Source organism: Allobosea sp. GW821-FHT03A12, from assembly GCF_058986765.1.
This window is the reverse complement of the sequence record NZ_JBYSVZ010000007.1, coordinates 245,040-266,130: the sequence shown is the minus strand read 5'-3', so window position 1 is coordinate 266,130 and position 21,091 is coordinate 245,040. Positions and strand designations below refer to the sequence as shown.

Below are 21,091 nucleotides of genomic sequence, written 5' to 3'. Positions count from 1 at the left end.
GCTTCTTCCTGTCATGCGCGCACAGGCGAACGAAACTCTCCCTTTGCGCAGTTGAGCCCCTTCGAGCGAGGTATAGCATCGGTTTCCGCGATGGCGTCGAGCCGGTTCGCGTCGGGCCCGGCCACGCCCTCCCCAACCAGAGGAGCTTGGCCATGCGTGAATCCGACCCGCAAAAGCTGGATGCCTTGGTAGGACGTCTCGTCGGGGACGTCGGAGCCTGCGTCACCGGCTCGCTGATCGTCCTCGGCGATCAGCTCGGCCTCTACAAGGCGATGGCCGATGGCAAGCCGGTCACCGCTGCGGAGCTCGCCGGCAAGACCGGCCTCAAGGAGCGTTATGTCCGCGAATGGCTCTCGGCCCAGGCTGCCGCCGAATATGTCGACTATGACGAGGGCAGCGACAGCTTCAGCCTGTCGCCGGAGCAGGCCATGGCCTTCGCCGAGGAGGGCAGCCCGGCCTTCTTCGCCGGCGCCTTCGAGATCGTCCAGTCGATGTGGGTCGACGAGCCCAAGGTCGAGAATGCCTTCAGGACCGGCGCGGGCCTCGGCTGGCACGAGCACAGCAACTGCCTGTTCCGTGGCACTGAGCGCTTCTTCCGGCCGGGCTACAACACCAATCTGGTGAGCAGCTGGATTCCGGCGCTGGATGGCGTCCAGGCCAAGCTCGAGGCGGGAGCGGTCGTCGCCGATGTCGGCTGCGGCCATGGCGCCTCGACTATCCTGATGGCGCAGGCCTATCCGAAGTCGCGCTTCTACGCCTTCGACTATCACGGCCCCTCGATCGAGAAGGGCAGGGAGGCGGCGGAGAAGGCCGGGGTCGGCGACCGCATCACCTTCGAACGCGCGAGCGCCAAGGACTTCCCGGCGGCGGGCTATGATCTCGTCGCGATGTTCGACTGCCTGCACGACATGGGCGATCCGGTCGGCGCCGGCCGCCATGTCAGGGAAACTCTGGCCGAGGGCGGCACCTGGATGATCGTCGAGCCGTTCGCGCACGACAATCTCAAGCAGAACCTCAACCCGGTCGGCCGGATCTTCTACGGGGCCTCGACGATGATCTGCACGCCGGCTTCGATGGCGCAGGAGGTCGGATTGGGGCTGGGCGCGCAGGCCGGCGAGCTGCGCTTGCGCAAGGTCGCGCTCGACGCCGGCTTCACCCGGTTCCGCCGCGCCACCGAGACGCCGTTCAACATGGTGTTCGAGGTCCGCGCCTGAGCGGGGATGGCAAAACCCGCCCGCCATGAGGCGAGCGGGTGCAGGTACGCGCTCCTCCCTTCCCCCTTGTGGGGAATGGTTGGGGATGGGGGCGAACGACCGGGCGCAAGGTTGCTTGTTTAGTCGAGTTGGCAAGCTCGCCGAGCCAGGGCTCTGACTTTTCGCCCCCACCCATGCCCCTCCCTACAAGGGGGAGGGGTTTCCCGCTCACCGCGCAGTTGGAGCGACCGCAACCTCGCTGACGCGGGCGGCCTTGCGCGCTGCCGCCTTGCGCCGCTGCGTCGCGATCAGCAGCAGGCCGAGCGCGCCGAGTTCGCAGGCGGCTCCGACGAAGCCGAGCTGCCAGGAAGCGCCGTGACGGAGCACCTGCTGGCCGAGCGCGGCGCCGGCGGCGATGCCGATATAGAGCGCCGAGGCGTTGAGCGAGAGCGCGACCACGACGGCGTCCGGCGCCATCGCGGCGAGCCGCGACATCTGCGAGGGATGGCCGGCCCAGCCGGCGCCGCTCCAGATCATCAGGACCACCGGCAGCACAACAATCGCGACGGTCGGCGGCAGCGTCACCGCGACCAGCGAGGCGGCGGCGAGCGAGGCTGCGAGCAGGCTGAGCACGAAGGTCAGTGTCGGCACGGGGCCGAAGCGGTCGCTGGCCTGGCCGCCGAGCTGGTTGCCCAGCGCCGAGCCGATGCCGGTCAGCACCAGCGTCGCGCTGAGCCAATGGCCGGAGATGCCGGCATGGGCCGAGAGGAAGGGCGCAACATAGGTGTAGAGCGTGAAGGCGCCGGTTGTCCAAAGCGCTGTGGTGCCGAGCGCCAGCAGCACGTCGCCGCGGCGCGCGACCTGCAGCCGTTCGGCGAGCGTGTTGGCGCCGCGCGGCAGGCCGGACGGCATCTTGAGCAGCAGGCCGGCAAGGGCAATCGCGCCGAACAGCGCCACGACGAGGAAGGCGAAGTGCCAGCCGAGCGTGGCGACGGCGGTGCCGAGCGGCACGCCGAGGATCAGCGAAACGGTCATGCCGCCAGTGACCAGCGCGATGGCGCGGGCGCGGCGATCGGGCGGCGCCAAAGCGACGGCGACGGCGTTCGCAGCCGGCATGAACACGCCGGAGCCGAGCGCCATGACGATGCGCGCCAGCATCAGCCAGGTGAAGTCGGTGGTGAAGGCGGCGACGAGATTGGCCAGCGTGAAGACGGTGAGCGAGCCGACCAGCACGAGCTTGCGGTCGAGATTGCCGAACAGCGTCGAGAGCACCGGCGAGCCGATGGCATAGGCGATGGCGAAGATCGAGATCAGCAGGCCGGCCGTATCGACGCTGACGCCGAAGGCGGCGGCGAGATTGGGCAGGATGCCGGTGATGACAAGGCTGCCGGTGCCGATGGCGAAGGCGCCGCCGGCCAGCAGGAGGAGACGGATGTCCATGGCAATGTGCTCCGTGGGGAGTTGCCGGCTATTTCAATGATAGTTGAATCATGGGCGCCGGCCGACCATGAGTCAATCCTAAATTCAAGGATCATTGAAACTTGTCAGGAGCGGCCGATGCAATTAAGCCGGAGGTGATGAAGCAGCTCTTCCACCCAGAGATCGAGGACGTCCTGCCGGCCGACGTGTTCGCGGCGCTGGGCGATCCGATCCGGCTCGGCATCCTGGTCACGCTCGCCGACTGCGACGAGGTCGACAAGGCGCGCTGCGGCGCCTTCACCGAGCTCGCCTCGCCCTCGCTGCTGTCCTACCATTTCGCCAAATTGCGCGAGGCGGGGATCACACGCTCGCGGGCGGAAGGGACGGTGCGCTTCCTCAGCATCCGCCGCGAGGATTTCAACCGGCGTTTTCCCGGCCTGCTCGACAGCGTGATCGAGACGGCGCGGCGCGACCCGTCGGTGCCGCGGATCAAGCTAGACGTCTGATCACGCGGCCGGCAGGTCGACGTTACGGGATCAGGATGGTCGAGCCGGAGGTCTTGCGAGCCTCGAGGTCGCGATGCGCCTGCGCGGCATCGGCGAGCGGGTAGGATTGCAGCGCTGCGATCTTGACCGTGCCGTCGGCGACGACGGTGAACAGCGCGTTGGCGGCGGTTTCGAGGTCCTCGCGCTTGGCCATGTAGGTCGCGAGCGTAGGCCGCGTCACGAACAGCGAGCCCTTGCTGGCGAGCTGGCCGACGGCGAAGGGCGGAACCGCTCCCGAGGCATTGCCGTAGCTGACCATCAGGCCGAGCGGGCTCAGGCTGTCGAGCGACGCCTCCCAGGTGTCCTTGCCGACCGAGTCGAAGACGATGGGAACACCGGCGCCGCCCGTGATGGCGCGGATTCGCTCGGCGATATTCTCCTCACGATAGAGGATCGTGTGGGCACAGCCATGGGCGCGCGCCAGCGCCGCCTTCTCCTCGCTGCCGACAGTGCCAATCACGGTGACGCCGAGCGCGCTGAGCCATTGGCAGGCGATCAGCCCGACGCCGCCGGCCGCGGCATGCAAAAGCACGGTATCACCGAGCTTGGCGCGATAGGTCCGATGGATCAGGTAATAGGCCGTCAGGCCCTGCAGCATCATCGCCGCGGCCTGCTCGTCCTTTATCGCGTCGGGCAGCTTGACCAGCGGGGCGGCGGGCATGATGCGCGCTTCGGCATAGGCGCCGGGCGGGCCGCCGGCATAGGCGATGCGATCGCCGGGCCGCAGATTGGCAACGCCGTCGCCGACCGCCTCGACGGTGCCCGCTCCCTCCAGGCCGATGCCGCTCGGCAGAGGCAGTGGATAGAGGCCGCTGCGCTGGTAGACGTCGATGAAGTTGAGGCCGACGGCTGTCTGGCGCAGGCGGACCTGGCCCGGTCCGGGGTCGCCGAGCGCGGCGTCTTCATAACGCAGCACTTCGGGGCCGCCATTCTCGTGGATGCGGATCTGCTTGGTCATTGCGATGTCTCGTGATGGAGGCGGCCGACATGCCGCAGGCGTCGTGATGGGCGAGGCGCTTCAGACCTCGCCGGCGGCCTCGATGTCCTTGAGATGCTGGCGGAAGCCGTAGGCCGGGTCCTGCGCCCGCGTCGCCAGGTACTGGTCGAAGCGCGTCTGGCTGCGATAGCTGCGACCATTGCGCATCGCCGCGAGCTGGCGCGCCTCGGTCTCGCGATAGCCGGTCGCAGCCGTGACGATGTCCTTGATCCGGCTCTCGGGCAGGAACAGCACGCCATTGCTGTCGGCGGCGACATAGTCGGTCTCGGTGATGCCGTGCTGACCGACCTGAGCCTGTTGGAACAGATCGTGCGGCCGCGGATGCAGGCGCTGCGGCCCCGTCGGCAGCGCGCCGAGGCTGAAGACCGGCAGGCCGAGCTCGGCGAGCTCGCGGTTGTCGCGATGCAGGCCCCAGATCACGAAGCCGGCGATGCCTGCCGCCTTGGCCTCGATCGCGACGATGTCGCCGATGCAGGCCTCGTCGAGGCGCCCGCCATTGTCGATGACGATCACCTCACCGGGCGCGGCGTGCTCGAGCAGCTCGAAGAAGACGTCGATGCTGCCGACATGGCGGACGGGGCGGGCCCGGCCACGCACTTCCATGTCTGACGAAAGCGGTCGCAGTCCGGCGGGTGCGAACCGGATCGGCACACCGCAGCGCAGGCAGCCATCCGCCAGATGCGGCGTGGTGAGCGTCTTCAACTGCTCGATCAGATCGGACTTCATTGGCTGCCCTCCAGGGTCTGGTCAGGCCGCAAGGCCGCTGGACAGGAGGCTAGCAATGCAGGATCATTTCGAATAACGAAATGATTGTAAGTCTGACTTCAGGAATTCGGGTCGATGTCGGCGAATTTCGATATGGACGCGCTGCGGACCATGGTGGTCGGGGTCGAACTCGGCAGCTTCGCGCGCGCTGCGACCCAGCTCGGCCGGTCGCAATCGGCGGTCAGCATGCAGCTCAAGAAGCTGGAGGAGCAGGCGCGGCGCCCGCTGTTCCGGCGCGACGGGCGCGGGCTGGTGCCGACCGAGGCCGGCGAAGCGCTGCTGAGCTATGCCCGCCAGATCATCGCGCTGAACGACGAGGCCGCGGCAGCCGTCGGCAACAGCGCGGGCGCGGCGACCGTGCGCCTCGGCCTGCCGCAGGACTTCTTCGAGGACGTGATGCCGGAGGTGCTGGGGCTGTTCTCGCGGCAGCGCCCGAACTCGCATGTCGAGGTTCGCGCCGGTCGCAACTACGCGCTGGAGGAGGAAGTCCAGGCCGGCCGGCTCGATGTTGCGCTCGCCTTCTTCAAGGCGGGTTCATCGACGGCCGGCGCGCATGTCGCGACGCTGCCACTGGTCTGGCTGGCGGCTGAGACCATGCCCCCGCCCGGCACTGCCGAGCTGCCGCTCGTGCTGTTCGACCATCCCTGCCTGTTCCGGCAGACCGCGCTCCAGACCCTTGACCGCCAGCGTCTGCGCTGGCGGATGGCGCTGACCACGCCGAGCCTGCCGGGCCTGTGGGCCGCTCTCGGGGCGGGGCATGGCGTCTCGGTCCGGACCCGCCACCGCCTGCCGGGCGCGGTTCGCGATGTCGCCGCCGAGCACGGCCTGCCGGAGCTGCCGCCGATCGAGGTGCGGCTGCTGGCATCGGGAGCGCGTACGCCAGCGGCTGGAGCTTTGCTGGAGATCGCGACCGACGTCGTCCGCAGGCTGGTCGCGGAACCGGCGGCTGCGGCAGGCTAGATCAGCCGCAGCACGGACACCCTGGCCCGAACACCGCGCGGCTGCCGAGCGCCGCCAGCTTTCCGCGCCAGCCCGGTACTTTCTCCCTGACCCGCGCCATCGTCCGCTCGCGGTCGAGGCGGGTCGGGCGGCCATCTTCCACGACGATCATGCCGTCGACGATGCTGGTCACCACGTCGCTCGCCCGGGCGTAGTAGACCAGCGCAGCGTAGTCGCCGTAATAGGGCTGGAGGTGCGGGCGGTCGATGTCGACCATGATCAGGTCGGCTTTCTTGCCCGGCTCCAGCGAGCCGATCTCGTCCTGCAGGCCCATGACCCGGGCCGCGCCGATCGTGTGGAGTTCCAGCGCCTGCGCGCAGGTGAGGGCGGTCGGGCTGCCCAGGCGCAGGCGCATGGCGTTGAGGGCGTTGCGCATGCCCTCGAACGGGTCGTTCAGCATCCAGTCGGTGGCGAAGCCGGTCGGAATGCCGCGCGCCATGATGTCTTCGAGCGGCGGATAGCGGCCGCGGCGCGGATAGATCGTCGGGCAATGCGCGTAGGCCGCGCCGCTCTGCTGGACGGCATCGAGATCGCCGGTGCCGGCGAAGACGAGATGGGCGAGCACGACATCTGGCCCGAGCATGCCGACATCCTTGAGGAACTCGACCGGGCCGCAACCATGGGCCGCCTTGATCTGCTCGACCTCGGCGACGCTCTGGGCGGCGTGGATGTGCATGCCGATGCCGAGCCGGTTGGCCTCGGCGCGAGCGGTGCGCAAGAGGTCGGCCGAGCAGGTATCGGTGGCGTGCGTGCCGATGCGCGCGGTGATGCGGCCATCGGCAGCGCCGTGCCAGCGCTCGGCGAAGGCGACGCCATCGCGCAGGCGCTCTTCACCGATATCCGGATGATGCGTGTAGTCGCCGCGCCAGAGCTCGTGCAGGCGGACATCGAAGACCTTGTGGGCGATCTGGGCGCGCAGGCCGCAGGCCTCGACCGTCTCGGCGAGCCGGTGCGGCGCGTACCAGATGTCGTTGATCGTGGTGATGCCCGACTGGAGCATGTCGGCGCAGCCGGCCTGCGCCAGCAGCGCCCATTCGTCCTCCGTGATGTCCTTCTCCATCCGGAAGGCGACTTCGAGCAGCGCCGCCTTGGCGGCGTGGTCGTCGGTCTGGCTGCGGAAGACCAGCGAGGCCGCATGCGAATGGCAGTTGACGAAGCCGGGCAGCACGGCGCGGCCGGCGCCATCGATGGTGCGGGCCGGCGCCCAATGCCCCTCCGGCTGGCGCGCGCCGGCATGGAGGATGCGTCCGCCGGCGATCGCGACCTCGCCATCGGGGATCACCGGCATTCCGGGGCTGACCGGATAGAGGAATTCGGCGCGCACCAGCAGGTCGATCTCGATCATGGCGCGGGCTCCTGCATCGGGGTGGGAGGGCGAGCTTAGGGCGCGCTCTGTGGAAGGCCAGCGACGAGCCTGCACGGCAGCCTTGCGTCGGTGATTTGCTCTCGCTATGAAATGTTACAACGTAACAAAATATGAGATCCGAGATGGATGGCCGCCTTCCCGTCACCGTGCTTTCCGGCTTTCTCGGCGCCGGCAAGACGACGCTGCTCAACCACGTCCTCAACAACCGCGAGGGCCGCAAGGTCGCGGTCATCGTCAACGACATGAGCGAGGTGAACATCGATGCCGACCTCGTCCGGTCCGGCGGCGGCGATCTCTCGCGCACCGACGAGAAGCTGGTCGAGATGAGCAATGGCTGCATCTGTTGCACCTTGCGCGACGATCTCCTGGCCGAGGTCGGCCGGCTCGCCCGCGACGGGCGCTTCGACTACCTGCTGATCGAGGGCACGGGCATCGCCGAGCCGCTGCCGATCGCCGCGACCTTCGAGTTCCGCGACGAGGACGGCTTCTCGCTCTCCGATCTCGCCCGGCTCGACACCATGGTGACGGTGGTCGATGCGGTGAATCTGCTCAAGGACTATGGCTCGCGCGACTTCCTGCGCGAGCGCGGCGAGACGGCCGGGGAGGGCGATGAGCGCACGCTGGTCGATCTCCTGGTCGAGCAGATCGAGTTCGCCGATGTCGTCGTGCTCAACAAGGTCGGCGATGCCGGGCCGGAGGCGGTGGCGCAGGCCAGGCTGGTGATCCGGGCGCTCAATCCGGATGCGCGGCTGATCGAGGTCGACTTCGGTCAGGCTTCGCTCGATCAGATTCTCGATACCGGCCTGTTCGACCATGAGAAGGCGCAGCAGCACCCGCTCTGGCACAAGGAGCTCTACGGCTTCAAAGACCATGTGCCGGAGACCGAGGAATACGGCATTTCCTCCTTCGTCTACCGGGCGCGCCGGCCGTTCCATCCGGAAAAGTTCAACGCCTTCCTCGCCCGGATCTGGCCGGGGCTGATCCGGGCCAAGGGCCATTTCTGGCTGGCGACCCGGCCGGAATGGGTCGGTGAGATGTCGCTCGCAGGCAGCATCTGCCGGACCGAGGCGATGGGTTTCTGGTGGGCTGCCGTGCCGCGCCCGCGCTGGCCCGATCACCCCGAATGGAAGGCGATCCTGAACCGGCACTGGCACTCGGTCTGGGGCGATCGCCGGCAGGAGCTGGTCTTCATCGGTGCCGGCATGGACGAGGGGGCGATCCGCGCCGGGCTTGATGCCTGCCTGCTCGGCGAGACCCCGACCATCGCCTTCAAGCCTGAGCGCTATCGCGATCTGCCCGACCCGTTCCCGGCCTGGCGCCGCGCCACCGCCGCCTGAGACCTCGTTCCTTACCATCCGTCTTGGAGACTGCTATGCGTCCGCTTTCCCTGTTGTCTACGCTCGCCGTTTCGGCCGTGCTGTCGAGCTTGCCCGCCTTTGCCCATGATCACGCCGTGCTGCGCGGCCGGCTGGTCTTCGCCGATCATGAGAAACCGGTCGTGCGCGTGCTCGATCTCGATACCGGCGAGGTGACGCACAGCTTCGACGTCCCTAAGGCCAATCCCGGTTTCGCCACCGCGCAGGGCGGCCGCTTCGTCGTGATCAAGACCGGCGACGATGCCGGCACGCTCCGCTTCCTCGATACCGGCCTGACGATCGAATCGCATGGCGACCACAACGACGTCGAGAAGGGGCCGGTGAAGCTTACCGACCTCGTGCTGACCGGCCAGAAGCCGGCCCATGTCATCTCGGGCCATGGCCAGCTCGCGCTGTTCTATGACGGCATCCGCCCCTGGGACGGGCAGAGCACGGCGAAGGCGGTGCTGGTCGCGATCAACGACCTTTCCAAGGACAAGCCGGCGCTGACGGAGTGGCCGAGCCCGGGGCCGCAGCACGGCATCGTCGTGCCGCTCGGCGAGGGGCGCTGGCTGATGTCGGTGCCGAACCCTGTCTATGTGAAGGGCGAGGACAAGAGCGCTTCGTCGCGGCCTGACGGGTTCGAGATCCTCGATTGGACCAAGGGTGGCTGGGCGAAGCTCGCCTCCTTCAACGACCCGGCCAAGCCCGACGCCTCCTGCAAGCTCTACCACGGCCATGCCGCTGCCGATGGCCGCCATGTCTTCGGCTGCGCCGAGGGCGAGGGCGGCGGCATGCTGGTGCTGTCGCAGGCCGGGGCGAAGTTCAGCGCGCACAAGCTCGCCTATCCCGACGAGCGCCGGATCAGTGCGATCAAGGCCAGGGCCGGCGCCAAGTTCATGGTCGCCAATTACGGCAAGACCTCGCCCTATGACGGGCTGCTCAGGGTCGACCCGACTGCCAAGTCGCTGACCATAGCAGATGTCCTGCCGGTGCCGGGCGGCCAGTCGGCCTGCCTGTTCGAGCTCTCCGCCAATGGCCGGCGGCTCGCCAATCTGACGCCGGACGGCAAGCTGCGGGTCTATGACGTTGCCGCCTGGAAGGAGCTCGCTAGCTTCGACGCCGTGCCGGCCTTCGATTGCCAGTACGGCGCCAAGACCCCGACGCCCTCGCTCGCCGTGGTCGGTGGCAGCGCCTATGTCAGCGACCCCACGAACGGTCGCATCCGCGAGTACAATCTCGAGACGCTGAAGCAGGCGCTCGACCTGCCGGTCGAAGGCATGCCGGCCAATCTCGCCGGCAGCGACGCGGGCTGATTGGCCGTAGGCTTCCGTTCAGCATCCGGGGTATAGGCATCCCGGATGCTGAACCGCCTTCCCCGCCACACGCGCCAGGTCATCGCCTATGCCTTTTCGGGCGTGATGGCGGCGGTCGCGCATTACGGATTGCTGATCGGCCTGGTCGAGCTCGGCGGGGCCGATCCGGTTGCCGCCTCGCTCGCCGGCTTCGTGCTCGGCGGCGTCGTCTCCTACGCGCTGAACCGCTGGCTGACCTTCGAGGCGACGCGGAGCCATGGCGAGGCGAGCTGGCGCTTTAGCCTGATCGCCTTCGGCGGCTTCCTGCTCACCGGCGTGCTGATGCACCTCTTCGTCAAGGTCGCCGGACTGCCCTATCTGCCGATGCAGGTCGTCACCACGCTGATCGTGATGGTCTTCACCTTCGCAGGGCACAAATTCTTCTCCTTCGCCGATCGCGAAGGCGCCTGATCAGGCCTGCCCGGCGGCGTAGAGCGCCCAGCCGACCAGCAGCAGACTCGCAAAGCTCGCGACCGTGCGGACATGGTTCCACAGCGTCCACGGGCGGGAATAGTTCTGCCACAGCGTCCGCGCGGCCTCGGGATCGGCCGGGATCGTCGCGATGGCGAGCGTCTCGTTCATCGGCACATTGGCGACGATGGTGAGGAGGAAGGTGCCGACGAGATAGACAACCGCGGCGAGCGCCAGCAGCAGCGCGACCTGTCCGGCGCCCGCCTTCCACCAGAGCCCGGCCGCCACCAGCGCAACAACCGGCATGCCGAAGAAGGCCGGGAAGAAGATGGCGTTGCGGACGACGATGTTGATGCTTTGCATCGACGCGATCGCAGCCTTCGGATCGACCGCGTCGAGCGCCCACATCACCGACATCGAATAGGCATAGAAGAAGCCGGCCATGGCGCCGGCCAGAGCCAATGTGACGACGGTGAGAGCGAGCGCGAGCGAGGTCATGGCACAGGAGTCTCCGCTGCCAGTGGCTTGCGTGCCGAGAAGGCCATGCGATGCGGGTTATGGCCGAAATTGGTACGGCGTGTGACGCCCTTGAAACCGACCGCCTCGATCAGCGCGGAGATGCCGACGGCGCTGTAGGTCGAGAGGCCGTATTGGGCGCGCAGCTTGCGATAGTCTGAGAAGACGGTCCGGACGAGGCCGCCGAGCGCCGCGACGAAGAAGCCGCCGCGCCAGGCGAAGCCGAGCAGTTCGGTCGCGTCGGTCAGCGCCGAGAGATCGGGCGGGATGACGTCGGCGAGGATGAGCTCGCCGCCGGGCTTGAGCTTGGTGAGCCAGATCGCCAGCGCCCGCTTCAGCTCGTCTTCGCTCAGATACTGGATCAGCGAATTGGCGACGACGAGATCGAGCGAATCATCGGCCAGCGCCTCGACCTCCTCCGGCGAGACGACCGAGAGATTGGCGAGCGCGCCGAAGCGGGCCCTCAGTTTCTCGCGGACGGTCGGCGCTGCCTCGCAGAGGATCAACTTGCCACTCGCCGCGGCGACGAGATCGGCCGAGAGCGCTTCGCCGCAGCCGACATCGAGCACGCTTGCGTCCCTGGAGGGGACGGCGGCGGCGATATCCTGCGCGATGCGGCGGTAATGCAGGGCCTTGTGGCGATCCGAGACGTAGATCGCGTGCTCGCCGTTCCAGAAATCACGCCAGGACATCGGGTCTCCGTTTCGAGGGGGCGCCTTCGCCTTCAGCCTCTAGCATGGCCGCGGCGTGTGTGCAGAGCAGGTTGATTGCAGGCGGGGTTTACGGCACGGCAGGCGAGCCAATAGCTTGCGTGCGACCGACCGGAGCCTGCCCGACCATGTTGCTGTTGCCGAAACTGCTGAAGCGTTCGATCCGCAAGGGCCGGCTGACCGTGATCGCGCCGGACGGGCAGCGGCATGTCTTCGGGCCGGGGCGGACCGAATTCGTCTTCGCCGGCAAGCCCGTCGTCGCCGGCGAGGTGACGGTGCGCTTCAAGGATAGCAAGATCGAGCGCGAGCTCTTCCTCAATCCCGAGCTGGCGCTGGCCGAAGGTTATATGGACCAGCGGATCGAGTTCGAGGACGGCTCGACCATCCATGACCTCCTGACGCTGTTCTGGATCCAGCGCGGTGAACTGCGCAAGCACCCGCTGCAGGCGGCGATCCGCAAGATACGCTTCAAGATCCGGCGCTGGCGGATGCACAACCCGCTCGGCGTCGCCGGCAAGAAGGTCAAGCACCACTACGATATCCCGACCGAGTTCTATCGGCTCTGGCTCGACGAGACGATGACCTATTCCTGTGCTTATTGGCATTCTCCTGACGTCGGATTGGAGAACGCGCAGAAAGCCAAGCTCCGCCATCTCGCCGCCAAGCTGAAGATCGAGCCCGGGATGCGCGTGCTCGATATCGGCTCGGGCTGGGGCGAGCTCTCGATCTATCTCGCCCGGGCCTGCGGCGCCAAGGTGACCGGGCTCAACGTCTCACCCGACCAGATGGCGGCGGCGCAGAAGCGCGCCGAAGCCGCCGGCGTCGGCGATGCGGTCAGCTTCATCAACAAGGACTACCGCGAGCTGACCGGGAGCTTCGACCGCGTCGTCTCGGTCGGCATGATGGAGCATGTCGGCGTCGCGCATTACCTCGAATATTTCGAGAAGATCCGCGACCTGCTCACGCCCGACGGGATCGCGCTGGTCCACTGCATCGGCCGCGTCGGCCCGCCCGGCTTCACCGGCCCGTTCTTCGACAAGTACATCTTCCCCGGCGGCTATGCCCCGGCGCTGTCGGAGGTGTTCGCCGCGGTCGAGCAGACCGGACTCTGGCATTCCGACTGCGAGTTCTGGCGGCGGCACTATCACTGGACGCTGGAAGCCTGGCGCGAACGCTTCATGGCGCACCGGCCGGAGGTGGTGACGATGCTGGGCGAGCGCTTCGCCAGGATGTGGGAGTTCTACCTCTCCGCCTGCTCGATCTCCTTCGACATCGGCGGCGACATGGTCTTCCAATTGCTGCTCGGTCCGCACAAGAGCGCCGTGCCGGTGATCCGGGACTACATCACCGACGCCGAAGCCGAGCTGGAAAAGCGGGGCTTCTGACGATGGCGGGGCAGGAGCTGATCGAGCAGGTCTCGGACCTGCTGCGCGAGGTCGCGGCCGAGGTGGTGATGCCGCGCTTCCGGAAGCTGAGCGAGACGGAAGTCCGGATGAAATCGCCGGGCGAAGAGGTCACCATCGCCGATGAGGAGGCGGAGCGGCTGCTCAATCTCCGGCTCCCTGAGCTGCTGCCGGGATCGCGGGTGATCGGCGAGGAGGCGGTCTCGGCGCAGCCCGAGTTGCTACAGGGGCTGGGCGAGGGCACGGTCTTCGTCGTCGACCCCGTCGACGGCACCGCCAATTTCGTCAAGGGCAGCCCGTGCTTCTCGATGATGGTGGCGCTGCTGCGCGAGGGCGAGCCCGTCGTGTCCTGGATGCTGAGCCCGGCGACCGGGGCACTGCATGTCGCCGAGCGCGGTTCGGGCGCCTGGCTCGATGGCGAGCGGGTCAGGGTGGGGAGGTCACCGCAGTGGAATGAACTTCGCGGCGGCGTGCTGACCCGCTTCCTGCCGGCCGAGACCTCGGCACGAGTGCAGGCCAATGGCCGGGACCTTGCCATCACGCCGGGGATGCACTGTGCCGGCGAGGAATACCCGGCGATCGTGCGCGGCGAGCAGAACTTCGTGGTGTTCTGGCGCGGATTGCCCTGGGACCATGCGCCGGGCACGCTCTTCCTCGAAGAGGCCGGTGGCCGGGCGGCGCGGTTCGATGGCAGCCCATACAAGCCGGCCGAGCCGGGCTTCGGCATCCTGGCGGCGCAGACGCCCGAGCTGTGGGACGAGTTGCAGCGGCGGCTGTTCGCCGAGGGCTGAGACGGGCTGACGAGAAAAAGCGCCCCGCCGGCTTCCGCCGCGAGGTTTCGAGGGAACCGCCATCCGAGGGAGGGCGCGGGGTCGGGCGGCGTCGCAGTCGACGGCTGCGTGCCGAATGTCGATGTCGATGATGTCGAGGCAGCGCCACTGGCCACTGCCCGAACCCCGCGCGCGGTTCTCTTGTGAGCTCTCGTCATCTGTTTATGTCCGGCGGGACCGGGACCGCATGTCCCGAACGACGATCACCCTCCGCAGCTACTTTGGACCCGCAACAGTCCATTCGCCACGGACACCGCTCTCCCGCCCGGCCTCATGATGCCTCGCGAAGCCCCCTCGGTTCGGGCGGGACGGGGAGAAGCATAAGCCAGGTTTCGGGGGCGGGGATCGATTGGGGATCTGTCCCCGCCTTGGGACCGCTCCGTGTGAAGCAAGGGCGCGGGGAACCCTCTCCTGTAAGGAGAGGGTAGGGTGAGGTGTAGGCGGTTCGACCAGCTGCGCGAGCGCTGACCGCGCGGTCTGGTTCAGGCCAACGATTCCGCTCCGAGCACCTCACCCCTGCCCCTCTCCTTCCAGGAGAGGGGTTCTGCGGTGCGGCTCCCTGGACCTATGTCGAAGCGAAGCGCTGCACCCGCATCTCAAAAAAACTAAGGAATTGACCTAAGTATTGAGTCCAGCTATCGATGCCGCCGGCGAAGGGGCCGAGAGGGGACACCATGACACCGCACATCGGATCCAACGCGCCACAGGCGGCCAATGCCGTCATCGTGGACCAGATCTTCCGGGCTCTGTCGGATCCGACGCGGCGCAATGTGCTGGAGCGCCTGACCGCGCGGCCGGCTTCGGTGAGCGAGCTCGCCGCGCCCTACAAGATGGCGCTCCCGTCCTTCGTCGAGCATCTGAAGGTGCTCGAAACCAGCGGCCTGGTGCGCTCGCACAAGGCCGGGCGCGTCAGGACCTACGAGCTGGCCGCCGATCAGCTGAAGCTCGCCGAGGACTGGCTCGGGCGCCAACGCAATGTCTGGGCGCGCCGGCTCGACCGCTTCGACGCCTATGTCATGAGCCTGAAGGAGGAAGAGAACAAATGACCTTGCCTGCGATCACGATCAATCCCGAGCTCGACCTTGTGCTCGAACGCAAGCTCGACGTCCCGGTCGAGCTGGTCTGGCGTGCCTGGACGACGCCGGAGCACCTGCGCAACTGGTTCGCGCCCAAGCCGTGGGCGATCTCCGCCTTGGACCTCGACCTGCGTCCCGGCGGCGCGATCAACTTCACCATGCGCTCGCCCGAGGGCCAGGAATTCGCCAACACCCAGTGCTATCTCGAGGTGAAGCCGCTGGAGCGGCTGGTCATGACGGACACGCTCCTCGGCGGTTATCGGCCTTCGCCGAACCCGTTCTTCACCGCCATCCTTGATCTCGCCAGGGACGGCAACGGCACGCATTACCGGGCCGTCGCCATCCATGGCAGCGATGCCAGCCGCAAGCAGCACGAAGAGATGGGCTTCCACGAGGGCTGGGGCACGGTCGTCAGCCAGATGGTCGAGTACATCAAGGCCGGGCGCTTGCAGGGCTGAGGAGCGAGAAAGCGATGCGCCGGTATCTGGCGCATCGCCTTTGGGTATGATGGCAGCTCAGTGAGGATCAGAGGTTCTGCTGCAGGATCCGCCCGTTCGGGTGGACGCAGATCAGTTCCAGCCGGCCGTCGCCGACATTCTCGAAACGATGCGGGACGTCGGGCGCGGCGACGACGACGTCGCCGGCATAGCCGCGCGTCCTCTCGCCCCCGACAGTGAACTCGGCCTCGCCCTTCCGGACGATCCAGGTCTCGGAATAGGGGTGGACATGCAGCATCGAGCCCTGGCCCGGCTCGGCGTCGACGATGAAGAACGAGACCGGGCCGCCGAGCTTCTCACCTTCGAAACGCACCGTGCGGTTGGCGCCGCGCTGCTGATCTTCGGACCGAAGGACGTTGAACATAGCTGCCTCCCTGGCTGGTCGTGGCGTGAACTATCTTGACAGAAAGATATCTAGCCGAGAGATATCTTCTCGTCAAGATAATTATCTTTGTGCCAAGATATCTCGGCGAGGGAACTCGCTTTCCTCGAACCGCTCGATGCGTCGGAGCGAGAGGCGCTGGCGGGGCTGCTCCGGAAGCTGATTTTGGGGGAGGCTGACCTGCGACGGAACGAGAAAGAGCGCGAGGAACCCTCTCCTGGAAGGAGAGGGCAGGGTGAGGTGTAGGCCGTTGGACCAGTGCCGCGAGCGCTCACCGCGCGGTCGGGTTGAAGCTCACGATTCAGCTCCGAGCACCTCACCCCTACCCCTCTCCTTCCAGGAGAGGGGATCCCGCGCCTGCTGGTCTCACCGCTTCAGGTTGACGAGGACCACGCCGGCCAGGGCCATGTCGCCGCCGACCAGGCCGAGCATGGTCGGGACCTCGCCGAGCCAGAGGAAGCTGATCAGCATCGCGGCCGGCGGCACGCAGTACTGGAAATTGGCGGCGCGGGCGGCCGGCAGGCGCGACAGGGTGATCGCCCAGGTGCCGTAGGCGACGACGCTGGAGACCAGGGCGAGCCAGACCACCGACCAGATCGCCTGCGAGGGCGCAGCCGGCAACTGCTCCAGCGCGCCGGGCAGGAAGGGCGTGAGCGCGAGCCCGCCGATCGCCATGTTCCAGGCCGCGACGGTGAGCGGCTTGTGGCGGGAAAAGAGCGGCTTCTGCACCACGGTCGAGACCGAGTTGCACAGGGCGGCGCCGAGGATCAGCAGCACGCTGACGCCGATATTGAGGTCGAGCCCGTTGCCGACGGCGATCACGCCGATGCCGGCGAAGGCCAGCGCCGTGCCGGCCCAGGCGAGGGCGCTGAAGCGCTCGTTCAGGACCAGCATGGCGAGCGCCGCCGTCATGATCGGGTTGGTGTTGATGATGAAGCTCGCCGCGCCCGCCGGGACGACGCGCTGGCCGAGATTGAGGAAGATCGCATAGAGCGCGATGAAGACGATGCCGCCGGTGAGAAAGCGCCAGATATCGGCGCGCTCGGGCAGCTTCGGCCGCGTCACGATCAGGAAGAGCGCGGCGAAGACGCCGGCGATGGCAAAGCGCAGCGCCGCCATTTCGAGCGCGCCGAAGCCGGCGAGCCCGGCCCGGATCGCCGGGAAGGAGGAGGCCCAGGCGATCACGGTGAAGGGGATGGTGAAGAGCAGCATGGCGTCGAGGGCGGAGCCGGGCCGAGCAGGCGCGGCTGAGGGGACGGTTGTCATGACGGGCCTCTTTCAGGCGATGACGGTTCCCCTCCGATAAGCGCCTCGGCGAGCTGATTGACAAACGAGTAATTCAATGACGAGCTGTGAGCATGGATCACAGCTCGCCACTTCCGCCACTCGATACGTTGCGCGCCTTTGAGGCCGCCGCCCGCTCCGGCAGTTTCTCGGCCGCGGCCGAGGCGCTGAACCTGACGCATGGCGCGGTCTCGCGGCAGGTCGCCAAGCTCGAGCACTGGCTCGGCCTGCGCGTCTTCGAGCGCCAGGCGCGCGGGGTCGCGCTGACGCCGGAGGGGCAGCGCCTGTTCCAGCGCACGCAGGAAGCCTTCTCGGTCTTCGCCGATTCATCGGATCGCTGGAGCGAGCCGCGCGGGGCGGCGGTGGTGCGCTTCAGCGCGACCCCGTCGGTCTGCTCGCTCTGGCTGATGCCACGCTGGCAGCTTCTGGAGAGCGGCGATCCCGCCGTGCGGATCATGCTGCAGGTCGACCATCGCAAGGTCGACCTCGAGGAGGAGGGGATCGACCTCGCCATTCGCTGCGGCCGCGGCGGCACGCCGGGCCGGGTCTCGGTGCAGCTGTTCGAGGAGTGGTGCTATCCCGTCGCCTCGCCCGAATTGGCCAAGGCGATCGGTGACGGCAGGCCGGAGCGCTTCCTCGACCAGCCGCTGATCCATGATTCGGACGCCGCGGGGTGGCGGGCCTGGTTCAATGCGCAGGGGCTGGATTTCCGGCCGCGCCAGCACGACCGGCGCTTCGAGGACTACAATCTCGTGCTCGACGCCGCCGCCAGCGGGCTCGGCGTGGCGCTATCGCGCCCGCCGCTGGCGCAGGCGCAGGTCGATGCCGGACGGATCGTCAGGGTCGACCAGCGCACGGCGCTCAATCCGGTCTCGTACTGGCTCGATCGGCCGTTGGGCCAGCCACGGCCGGCAGCGGTGGCGCTGGCGACGCGGATCGCGCACGAGGCGGGTCTGCCGGCAGGCAAGCTCGCGGGGTTCCTGAGGACCGAGGCGAAGGCGGCTTAGGGGCCGTTGATCGGAAGGGCGCGGGGAACCCTCTCCTGGAAGGAGAGGGCAGGGTGAGGTATGGGAAATCAGACCAGTTCCGCGAGGGCTCACCGCGCGGTCGGGTTCGGGCCAACGTTTCCAGTCCGAACACCTCACCCCTGCCCCTCTCCTTCCAGGAGAGGGGTTCTCGCGCTCCGCTGGTCGAAGGACGAAGCGTTATCCCGGTCGAGATGCGCCCGCATCTCCTCTGCCAACGCAAAGAAGCGGTTACGCACCTCCCTCGCATGCGGGTTGGCGCGCTCGATGGCGAGGAAGACGCCGGCCCAGTCGTAGCGGACCATTTCGGTCGCGCGCATCAGGAGATCGAAGCTCGCGGTCGTCATCCGGCGCGGCAAGGGCTCCATCTGGACCAGGATCTTGGCGATGAGATGGGTCAGGCCCTGGACCAGCGCCGCCTCGCGGTCATGCGCCTCCGGCGTCGTCATGATGACCTTGAGACCAAGCAGACGGCGCAGGAAGGCGGCGATGCGCCAGGCGCTGGGGCCTCGGATCGGGCAGATCGCGATCTTGAGCCCGGCAATACCGTCGCGCCCGCTCTGCGGTCCGAAAAGCGGGTGGGTGCCGACGATCTCGACGTCATCGGGCAGCTCGGCGAGCATGGTCCTGGCCGGGCCGATCTTGACCGAGCCGACATCGACGACGATCGCACCGGCGCGCAGATGCGGTCGCAAGGTGGCGATCGCTTCCGAGAGCGCCGCCACCGGCACGGCGAGGATGACGATGTCGCAGGCGGCGATCTGCGCCGGATCGGCAGCGATGATGCCACCTGTGGCCGCATCGGCCAGCAATGCCGGGTCGAACGCCAGCAGGCGGCAATGCGGCTTGAGATGACGGGCGATCAGGCGGCCGAAGGCGCCGAAGCCCATCAGGCCGACGGAGGGATTGGTTTTGTTCGGGGCAAGCATCGCGTTTTCCTTGGGGAGGGCCGCGATGCCGGGTGACTGCCTGAATTCAACCGCCAGCGCGGCGGTTGAGACATGAGAATGCCACCGCCTCTATGAGGACGGGGCGTAATAGTTGCGGGCGAGCAGGCAGGCGAAGGTCATGGCGCGCATAAAGCGCGCGCCACCTTTGCTGTCAATGGCCGGGTTCAGGCGGCTTTCTTCGCCTTCTCCGCTTCCATCAGCTCGACGAAGCGGGTGAAGAGGTAGTGGCTGTCCTGCGGGCCGGGCGAGGCTTCCGGGTGATGCTGGACGCTGAAGGCCGGGCGGTCGTTCAGGGCGATGCCGCAATTGCTGCCATCGAAGAGCGAGACATGGGTCTCGGTCGCGTTGGCCGGCAGCGTCGCCGGGTCGACGGCGAAGCCGTGGTTCATCGAGACGATCTCGACCTTGCCGGTGGTCTTGTCCTGGACCGGATGATTGGCGCCGTGATGGCCCTGCTTCATCTTCATGGTCTGGCCGCCGATGGCGAGCGCCAGCATCTGGTGGCCGAGGCAGATGCCGAAGGTCGGGATCTTGCGGTCGAGCAGTTCCTTGATCACCGGCACGGCGTATTCGCCGGTCGCGGCCGGATCGCCCGGGCCGTTCGACAGGAAGACGCCGTCCGGGTTGAGCGCGAGGATGTCCTTGGCCGATGCGGTCGAGGGCACGACCTCGACCTCGCAGCCGGCCTTGGCCAGCAGCCGCAGGATGTTGCGCTTCACGCCATAGTCGATGGCGACGACGCGATGCGCTGCAGCTTCGCGCTTGCCATAGCCGCGCGGCCACTGCCAGGGCGTCTCGTCCCAGTCATAGCGCTGAGTCGCGGCGACGAGCGGCACGAGGTCGAGCCCGGCCATGTCGGGCAGTGCGGCGGCCTCCTTCTTGAGGGCCTCGATATCGAAATCGCCAGCCGGATCATGGGCGATGACGGCGTTGGGCATGCCGTTCTCGCGGATCAGCGTTGTCAGCGCGCGGGTGTCGACGCCGCAGATGCCGACGATGTTGCGGGCCTTCAGCCAGGCGTCGAGGTGCTTGGCGGCGCGCCAGTTCGAGGGCTGGGTGACCTCGGCATGCAGCACGATGCCGCGCACGCCGGAGGAGGCGGCGGCGTTGACCGTCTCGGTGTCCTCTTCGTTGACGCCGACATTGCCGATATGCGGGAAGGTGAAGGTGATGATCTGCCCGGCATAGGACGGGTCGGTCAGGATTTCCTGATACCCCGTCATCGCCGTGTTGAAGCAGACCTCGCCGGGTGCCTGTGCGATCGCGCCGAGGCCGAAGCCTTCCAGCACGGTGCCGTCGGCCAGAACCAGCACGGCAGTCGCGCGCGGCTCAACCCAGCCGTCTTGCCAGCCCTGGGAGGCGGGGTTTCCTTCGTGAGCGGTCATGTCTATGTCTCGTCCAGGCCGCTGGAAGCTGCGGCAAGCGTGAAGGCTGCGCGCGTAATGGCGCGGCCGGTCTGGAGCGCGAGCCTTAATCGGCTGACCGTGCTCCGTCAATGAATGAAGAAGGTTCGTAACATCATGTCCACTCTGCGCGAGCAGTTCACCGCCGACCTCAAGACCGCGATGAAGGCCGGTGAGAAGGGCAAGGTCGCCGCCATCCGCCTGATCCAGGCGGCGCTGAAGGACAAGGACATCGAGGCCCGCGGCGCCGGCAAGGGCGAGGCCACGGCCGACGAAATCCTCGCGCTGCTGCAGAAGATGATCAAGCAGCGCCAGGAATCGATTGCGATCTACGATGCCAATGGCCGCCCCGAGCTCGCCGAAGGCGAGCGCGCCGAGGTCGCGGTGATCTCCTCCTATCTGCCCAAGCAGATGAGCGATGAGGAGATCAAGGCGGCGATCGAGGAGGTCATCGCCGAGACCGGCGCCTCCGCCGTCAAGGACATGGGCAAGGTGATAGGCGCGCTGCGCGCCGCCTATGCCGGCCAGATGGACTTCGCCAAGGTCTCCCCTATGGTAAAGCAGTTGCTGGGCGGCTGATCCGCGGCGGCATTCTCGCCAGATCGATGGG

Annotated in this window: 22 protein-coding genes; 12 read left to right on the top strand and 10 right to left on the bottom strand. The window is 67.5% G+C overall.

Annotated features, from left to right (window positions below; all coding sequences use genetic code 11):
- Positions 1-152 precede the first annotated feature (152 nt).
- Complete coding sequence (locus AC3WLC_RS26540) at positions 153-1,214, top strand: methyltransferase domain-containing protein (protein ID WP_493686895.1); 1,062 nt, start codon at positions 153-155, stop codon at positions 1,212-1,214.
- 207 nt (positions 1,215-1,421) lie between these two features.
- Here AC3WLC_RS26540 and AC3WLC_RS26535 read toward each other — a convergent pair whose 3' ends face one another.
- A complete protein-coding gene (locus tag AC3WLC_RS26535; protein ID WP_493686894.1) occupies positions 1,422-2,633 on the bottom strand; it encodes an MFS transporter in 1,212 nt (403 codons plus the stop codon).
- 101 nt (positions 2,634-2,734) lie between these two features.
- Between AC3WLC_RS26535 and AC3WLC_RS26530 the strand changes: the two genes are divergently transcribed.
- Positions 2,735-3,118 (top strand): ArsR/SmtB family transcription factor, encoded by a 384-nt coding sequence (locus tag AC3WLC_RS26530; protein WP_493686893.1) that lies wholly within the window; start codon positions 2,735-2,737, stop codon positions 3,116-3,118.
- Between the two features lie 22 nt (positions 3,119-3,140).
- On the opposite strand, the gene AC3WLC_RS26525 is transcribed toward AC3WLC_RS26530, so the two are convergent.
- On the bottom strand, positions 3,141-4,115 hold the full coding sequence (locus AC3WLC_RS26525) for a quinone oxidoreductase family protein (RefSeq protein WP_493686892.1): 975 nt from the start codon (positions 4,113-4,115) through the stop codon (positions 3,141-3,143).
- Positions 4,116-4,175: 60 nt separating this feature from the next.
- Positions 4,176-4,880 carry an RraA family protein gene (locus AC3WLC_RS26520; protein WP_493686891.1) on the bottom strand — a complete coding sequence of 235 codons (705 nt, stop codon included), beginning with the start codon at positions 4,878-4,880 and terminating at the stop codon, positions 4,176-4,178.
- A gap of 114 nt (positions 4,881-4,994) precedes the next feature.
- Between AC3WLC_RS26520 and AC3WLC_RS26515 the strand changes: the two genes are divergently transcribed.
- The gene (locus AC3WLC_RS26515; protein WP_493686890.1) at positions 4,995-5,879 is read left to right on the top strand and encodes a LysR family transcriptional regulator; all 885 of its coding nucleotides are present in this window, start codon (positions 4,995-4,997) and stop codon (positions 5,877-5,879) included.
- A 1-nt stretch (position 5,880) separates the two neighbouring features.
- On the opposite strand, the gene AC3WLC_RS26510 is transcribed toward AC3WLC_RS26515, so the two are convergent.
- Entirely contained in the window at positions 5,881-7,263 is a 1,383-nt protein-coding gene (locus AC3WLC_RS26510; RefSeq protein WP_493686889.1) for an amidohydrolase family protein, read from the bottom strand.
- Between the two features lie 143 nt (positions 7,264-7,406).
- On the opposite strand from AC3WLC_RS26510, the gene zigA reads away from it, so the two are divergent.
- The 3 genes from zigA to AC3WLC_RS26495 are packed head-to-tail and all read left to right on the top strand — an operon-like array spanning position 7,407 to position 10,405.
- Complete coding sequence (gene zigA, locus AC3WLC_RS26505) at positions 7,407-8,621, top strand: zinc metallochaperone GTPase ZigA (RefSeq protein WP_493686888.1); 1,215 nt, start codon at positions 7,407-7,409, stop codon at positions 8,619-8,621.
- Positions 8,622-8,656: 35 nt separating this feature from the next.
- The gene (locus AC3WLC_RS26500; RefSeq protein ID WP_493686887.1) at positions 8,657-9,955 is read left to right on the top strand and encodes a YncE family protein; all 1,299 of its coding nucleotides are present in this window, start codon (positions 8,657-8,659) and stop codon (positions 9,953-9,955) included.
- A gap of 45 nt (positions 9,956-10,000) precedes the next feature.
- Positions 10,001-10,405 carry a GtrA family protein gene (locus AC3WLC_RS26495; RefSeq protein ID WP_493686886.1) on the top strand — a complete coding sequence of 135 codons (405 nt, stop codon included), beginning with the start codon at positions 10,001-10,003 and terminating at the stop codon, positions 10,403-10,405.
- On the opposite strand, the gene AC3WLC_RS26490 is transcribed toward AC3WLC_RS26495, so the two are convergent.
- Both AC3WLC_RS26490 and AC3WLC_RS26485 read right to left on the bottom strand, forming a co-directional pair.
- The gene (locus tag AC3WLC_RS26490) at positions 10,406-10,903 is read right to left on the bottom strand and encodes an anthrone oxygenase family protein (RefSeq protein WP_493686885.1); all 498 of its coding nucleotides are present in this window, start codon (positions 10,901-10,903) and stop codon (positions 10,406-10,408) included.
- Complete coding sequence (locus AC3WLC_RS26485) at positions 10,900-11,613, bottom strand: class I SAM-dependent methyltransferase (protein WP_493686884.1); 714 nt, start codon at positions 11,611-11,613, stop codon at positions 10,900-10,902. Before AC3WLC_RS26485 ends, AC3WLC_RS26490 begins: the two co-directional genes overlap by 4 nt.
- Positions 11,614-11,759: 146 nt before the next feature.
- Here AC3WLC_RS26485 and AC3WLC_RS26480 point away from each other — a divergent pair, with 146 nt between their 5' ends.
- From AC3WLC_RS26480 to AC3WLC_RS26465, 4 genes are all read left to right on the top strand, one after another.
- Entirely contained in the window at positions 11,760-13,016 is a 1,257-nt protein-coding gene (locus AC3WLC_RS26480) for a class I SAM-dependent methyltransferase (RefSeq protein ID WP_493686883.1), read from the top strand.
- Positions 13,017-13,018: 2 nt separating this feature from the next.
- On the top strand, positions 13,019-13,825 hold the full coding sequence (locus AC3WLC_RS26475; RefSeq protein ID WP_493686882.1) for an inositol monophosphatase family protein: 807 nt from the start codon (positions 13,019-13,021) through the stop codon (positions 13,823-13,825).
- A gap of 713 nt (positions 13,826-14,538) precedes the next feature.
- Positions 14,539-14,910 carry an ArsR/SmtB family transcription factor gene (locus AC3WLC_RS26470; protein ID WP_493686881.1) on the top strand — a complete coding sequence of 124 codons (372 nt, stop codon included), beginning with the start codon at positions 14,539-14,541 and terminating at the stop codon, positions 14,908-14,910.
- On the top strand, positions 14,907-15,398 hold the full coding sequence (locus tag AC3WLC_RS26465; protein WP_493686880.1) for an SRPBCC family protein: 492 nt from the start codon (positions 14,907-14,909) through the stop codon (positions 15,396-15,398). Before AC3WLC_RS26470 ends, AC3WLC_RS26465 begins: the two co-directional genes overlap by 4 nt.
- 67 nt (positions 15,399-15,465) lie before the next feature.
- On the opposite strand, the gene AC3WLC_RS26460 is transcribed toward AC3WLC_RS26465, so the two are convergent.
- Both AC3WLC_RS26460 and AC3WLC_RS26455 read right to left on the bottom strand, forming a co-directional pair.
- Positions 15,466-15,801, bottom strand: coding sequence for a cupin domain-containing protein (locus AC3WLC_RS26460; protein ID WP_493686879.1), 336 nt, complete (start codon positions 15,799-15,801; stop codon positions 15,466-15,468).
- 384 nt (positions 15,802-16,185) lie between these two features.
- Positions 16,186-17,085 carry a DMT family transporter gene (locus AC3WLC_RS26455; protein WP_493686878.1) on the bottom strand — a complete coding sequence of 300 codons (900 nt, stop codon included), beginning with the start codon at positions 17,083-17,085 and terminating at the stop codon, positions 16,186-16,188.
- Positions 17,086-17,177: 92 nt separating this feature from the next.
- On the opposite strand from AC3WLC_RS26455, the gene AC3WLC_RS26450 reads away from it, so the two are divergent.
- Positions 17,178-18,110: a LysR substrate-binding domain-containing protein gene (locus tag AC3WLC_RS26450; RefSeq protein WP_493686877.1), complete on the top strand. Its 933-nt coding sequence runs from the start codon at positions 17,178-17,180 to the stop codon at positions 18,108-18,110.
- A 134-nt stretch (positions 18,111-18,244) separates the two neighbouring features.
- Here AC3WLC_RS26450 and AC3WLC_RS26445 read toward each other — a convergent pair whose 3' ends face one another.
- Both AC3WLC_RS26445 and carA read right to left on the bottom strand, forming a co-directional pair.
- The gene (locus tag AC3WLC_RS26445; protein WP_493686876.1) at positions 18,245-19,057 is read right to left on the bottom strand and encodes a prephenate dehydrogenase/arogenate dehydrogenase family protein; all 813 of its coding nucleotides are present in this window, start codon (positions 19,055-19,057) and stop codon (positions 18,245-18,247) included.
- Positions 19,058-19,242: 185 nt separating this feature from the next.
- Positions 19,243-20,463 (bottom strand): glutamine-hydrolyzing carbamoyl-phosphate synthase small subunit, encoded by a 1,221-nt coding sequence (gene carA, locus AC3WLC_RS26440; protein ID WP_493686875.1) that lies wholly within the window; start codon positions 20,461-20,463, stop codon positions 19,243-19,245.
- 135 nt (positions 20,464-20,598) lie between these two features.
- Here carA and AC3WLC_RS26435 point away from each other — a divergent pair, with 135 nt between their 5' ends.
- The gene (locus tag AC3WLC_RS26435) at positions 20,599-21,060 is read left to right on the top strand and encodes a GatB/YqeY domain-containing protein (protein WP_326875173.1); all 462 of its coding nucleotides are present in this window, start codon (positions 20,599-20,601) and stop codon (positions 21,058-21,060) included.
- Positions 21,061-21,091 lie beyond the last annotated feature (31 nt).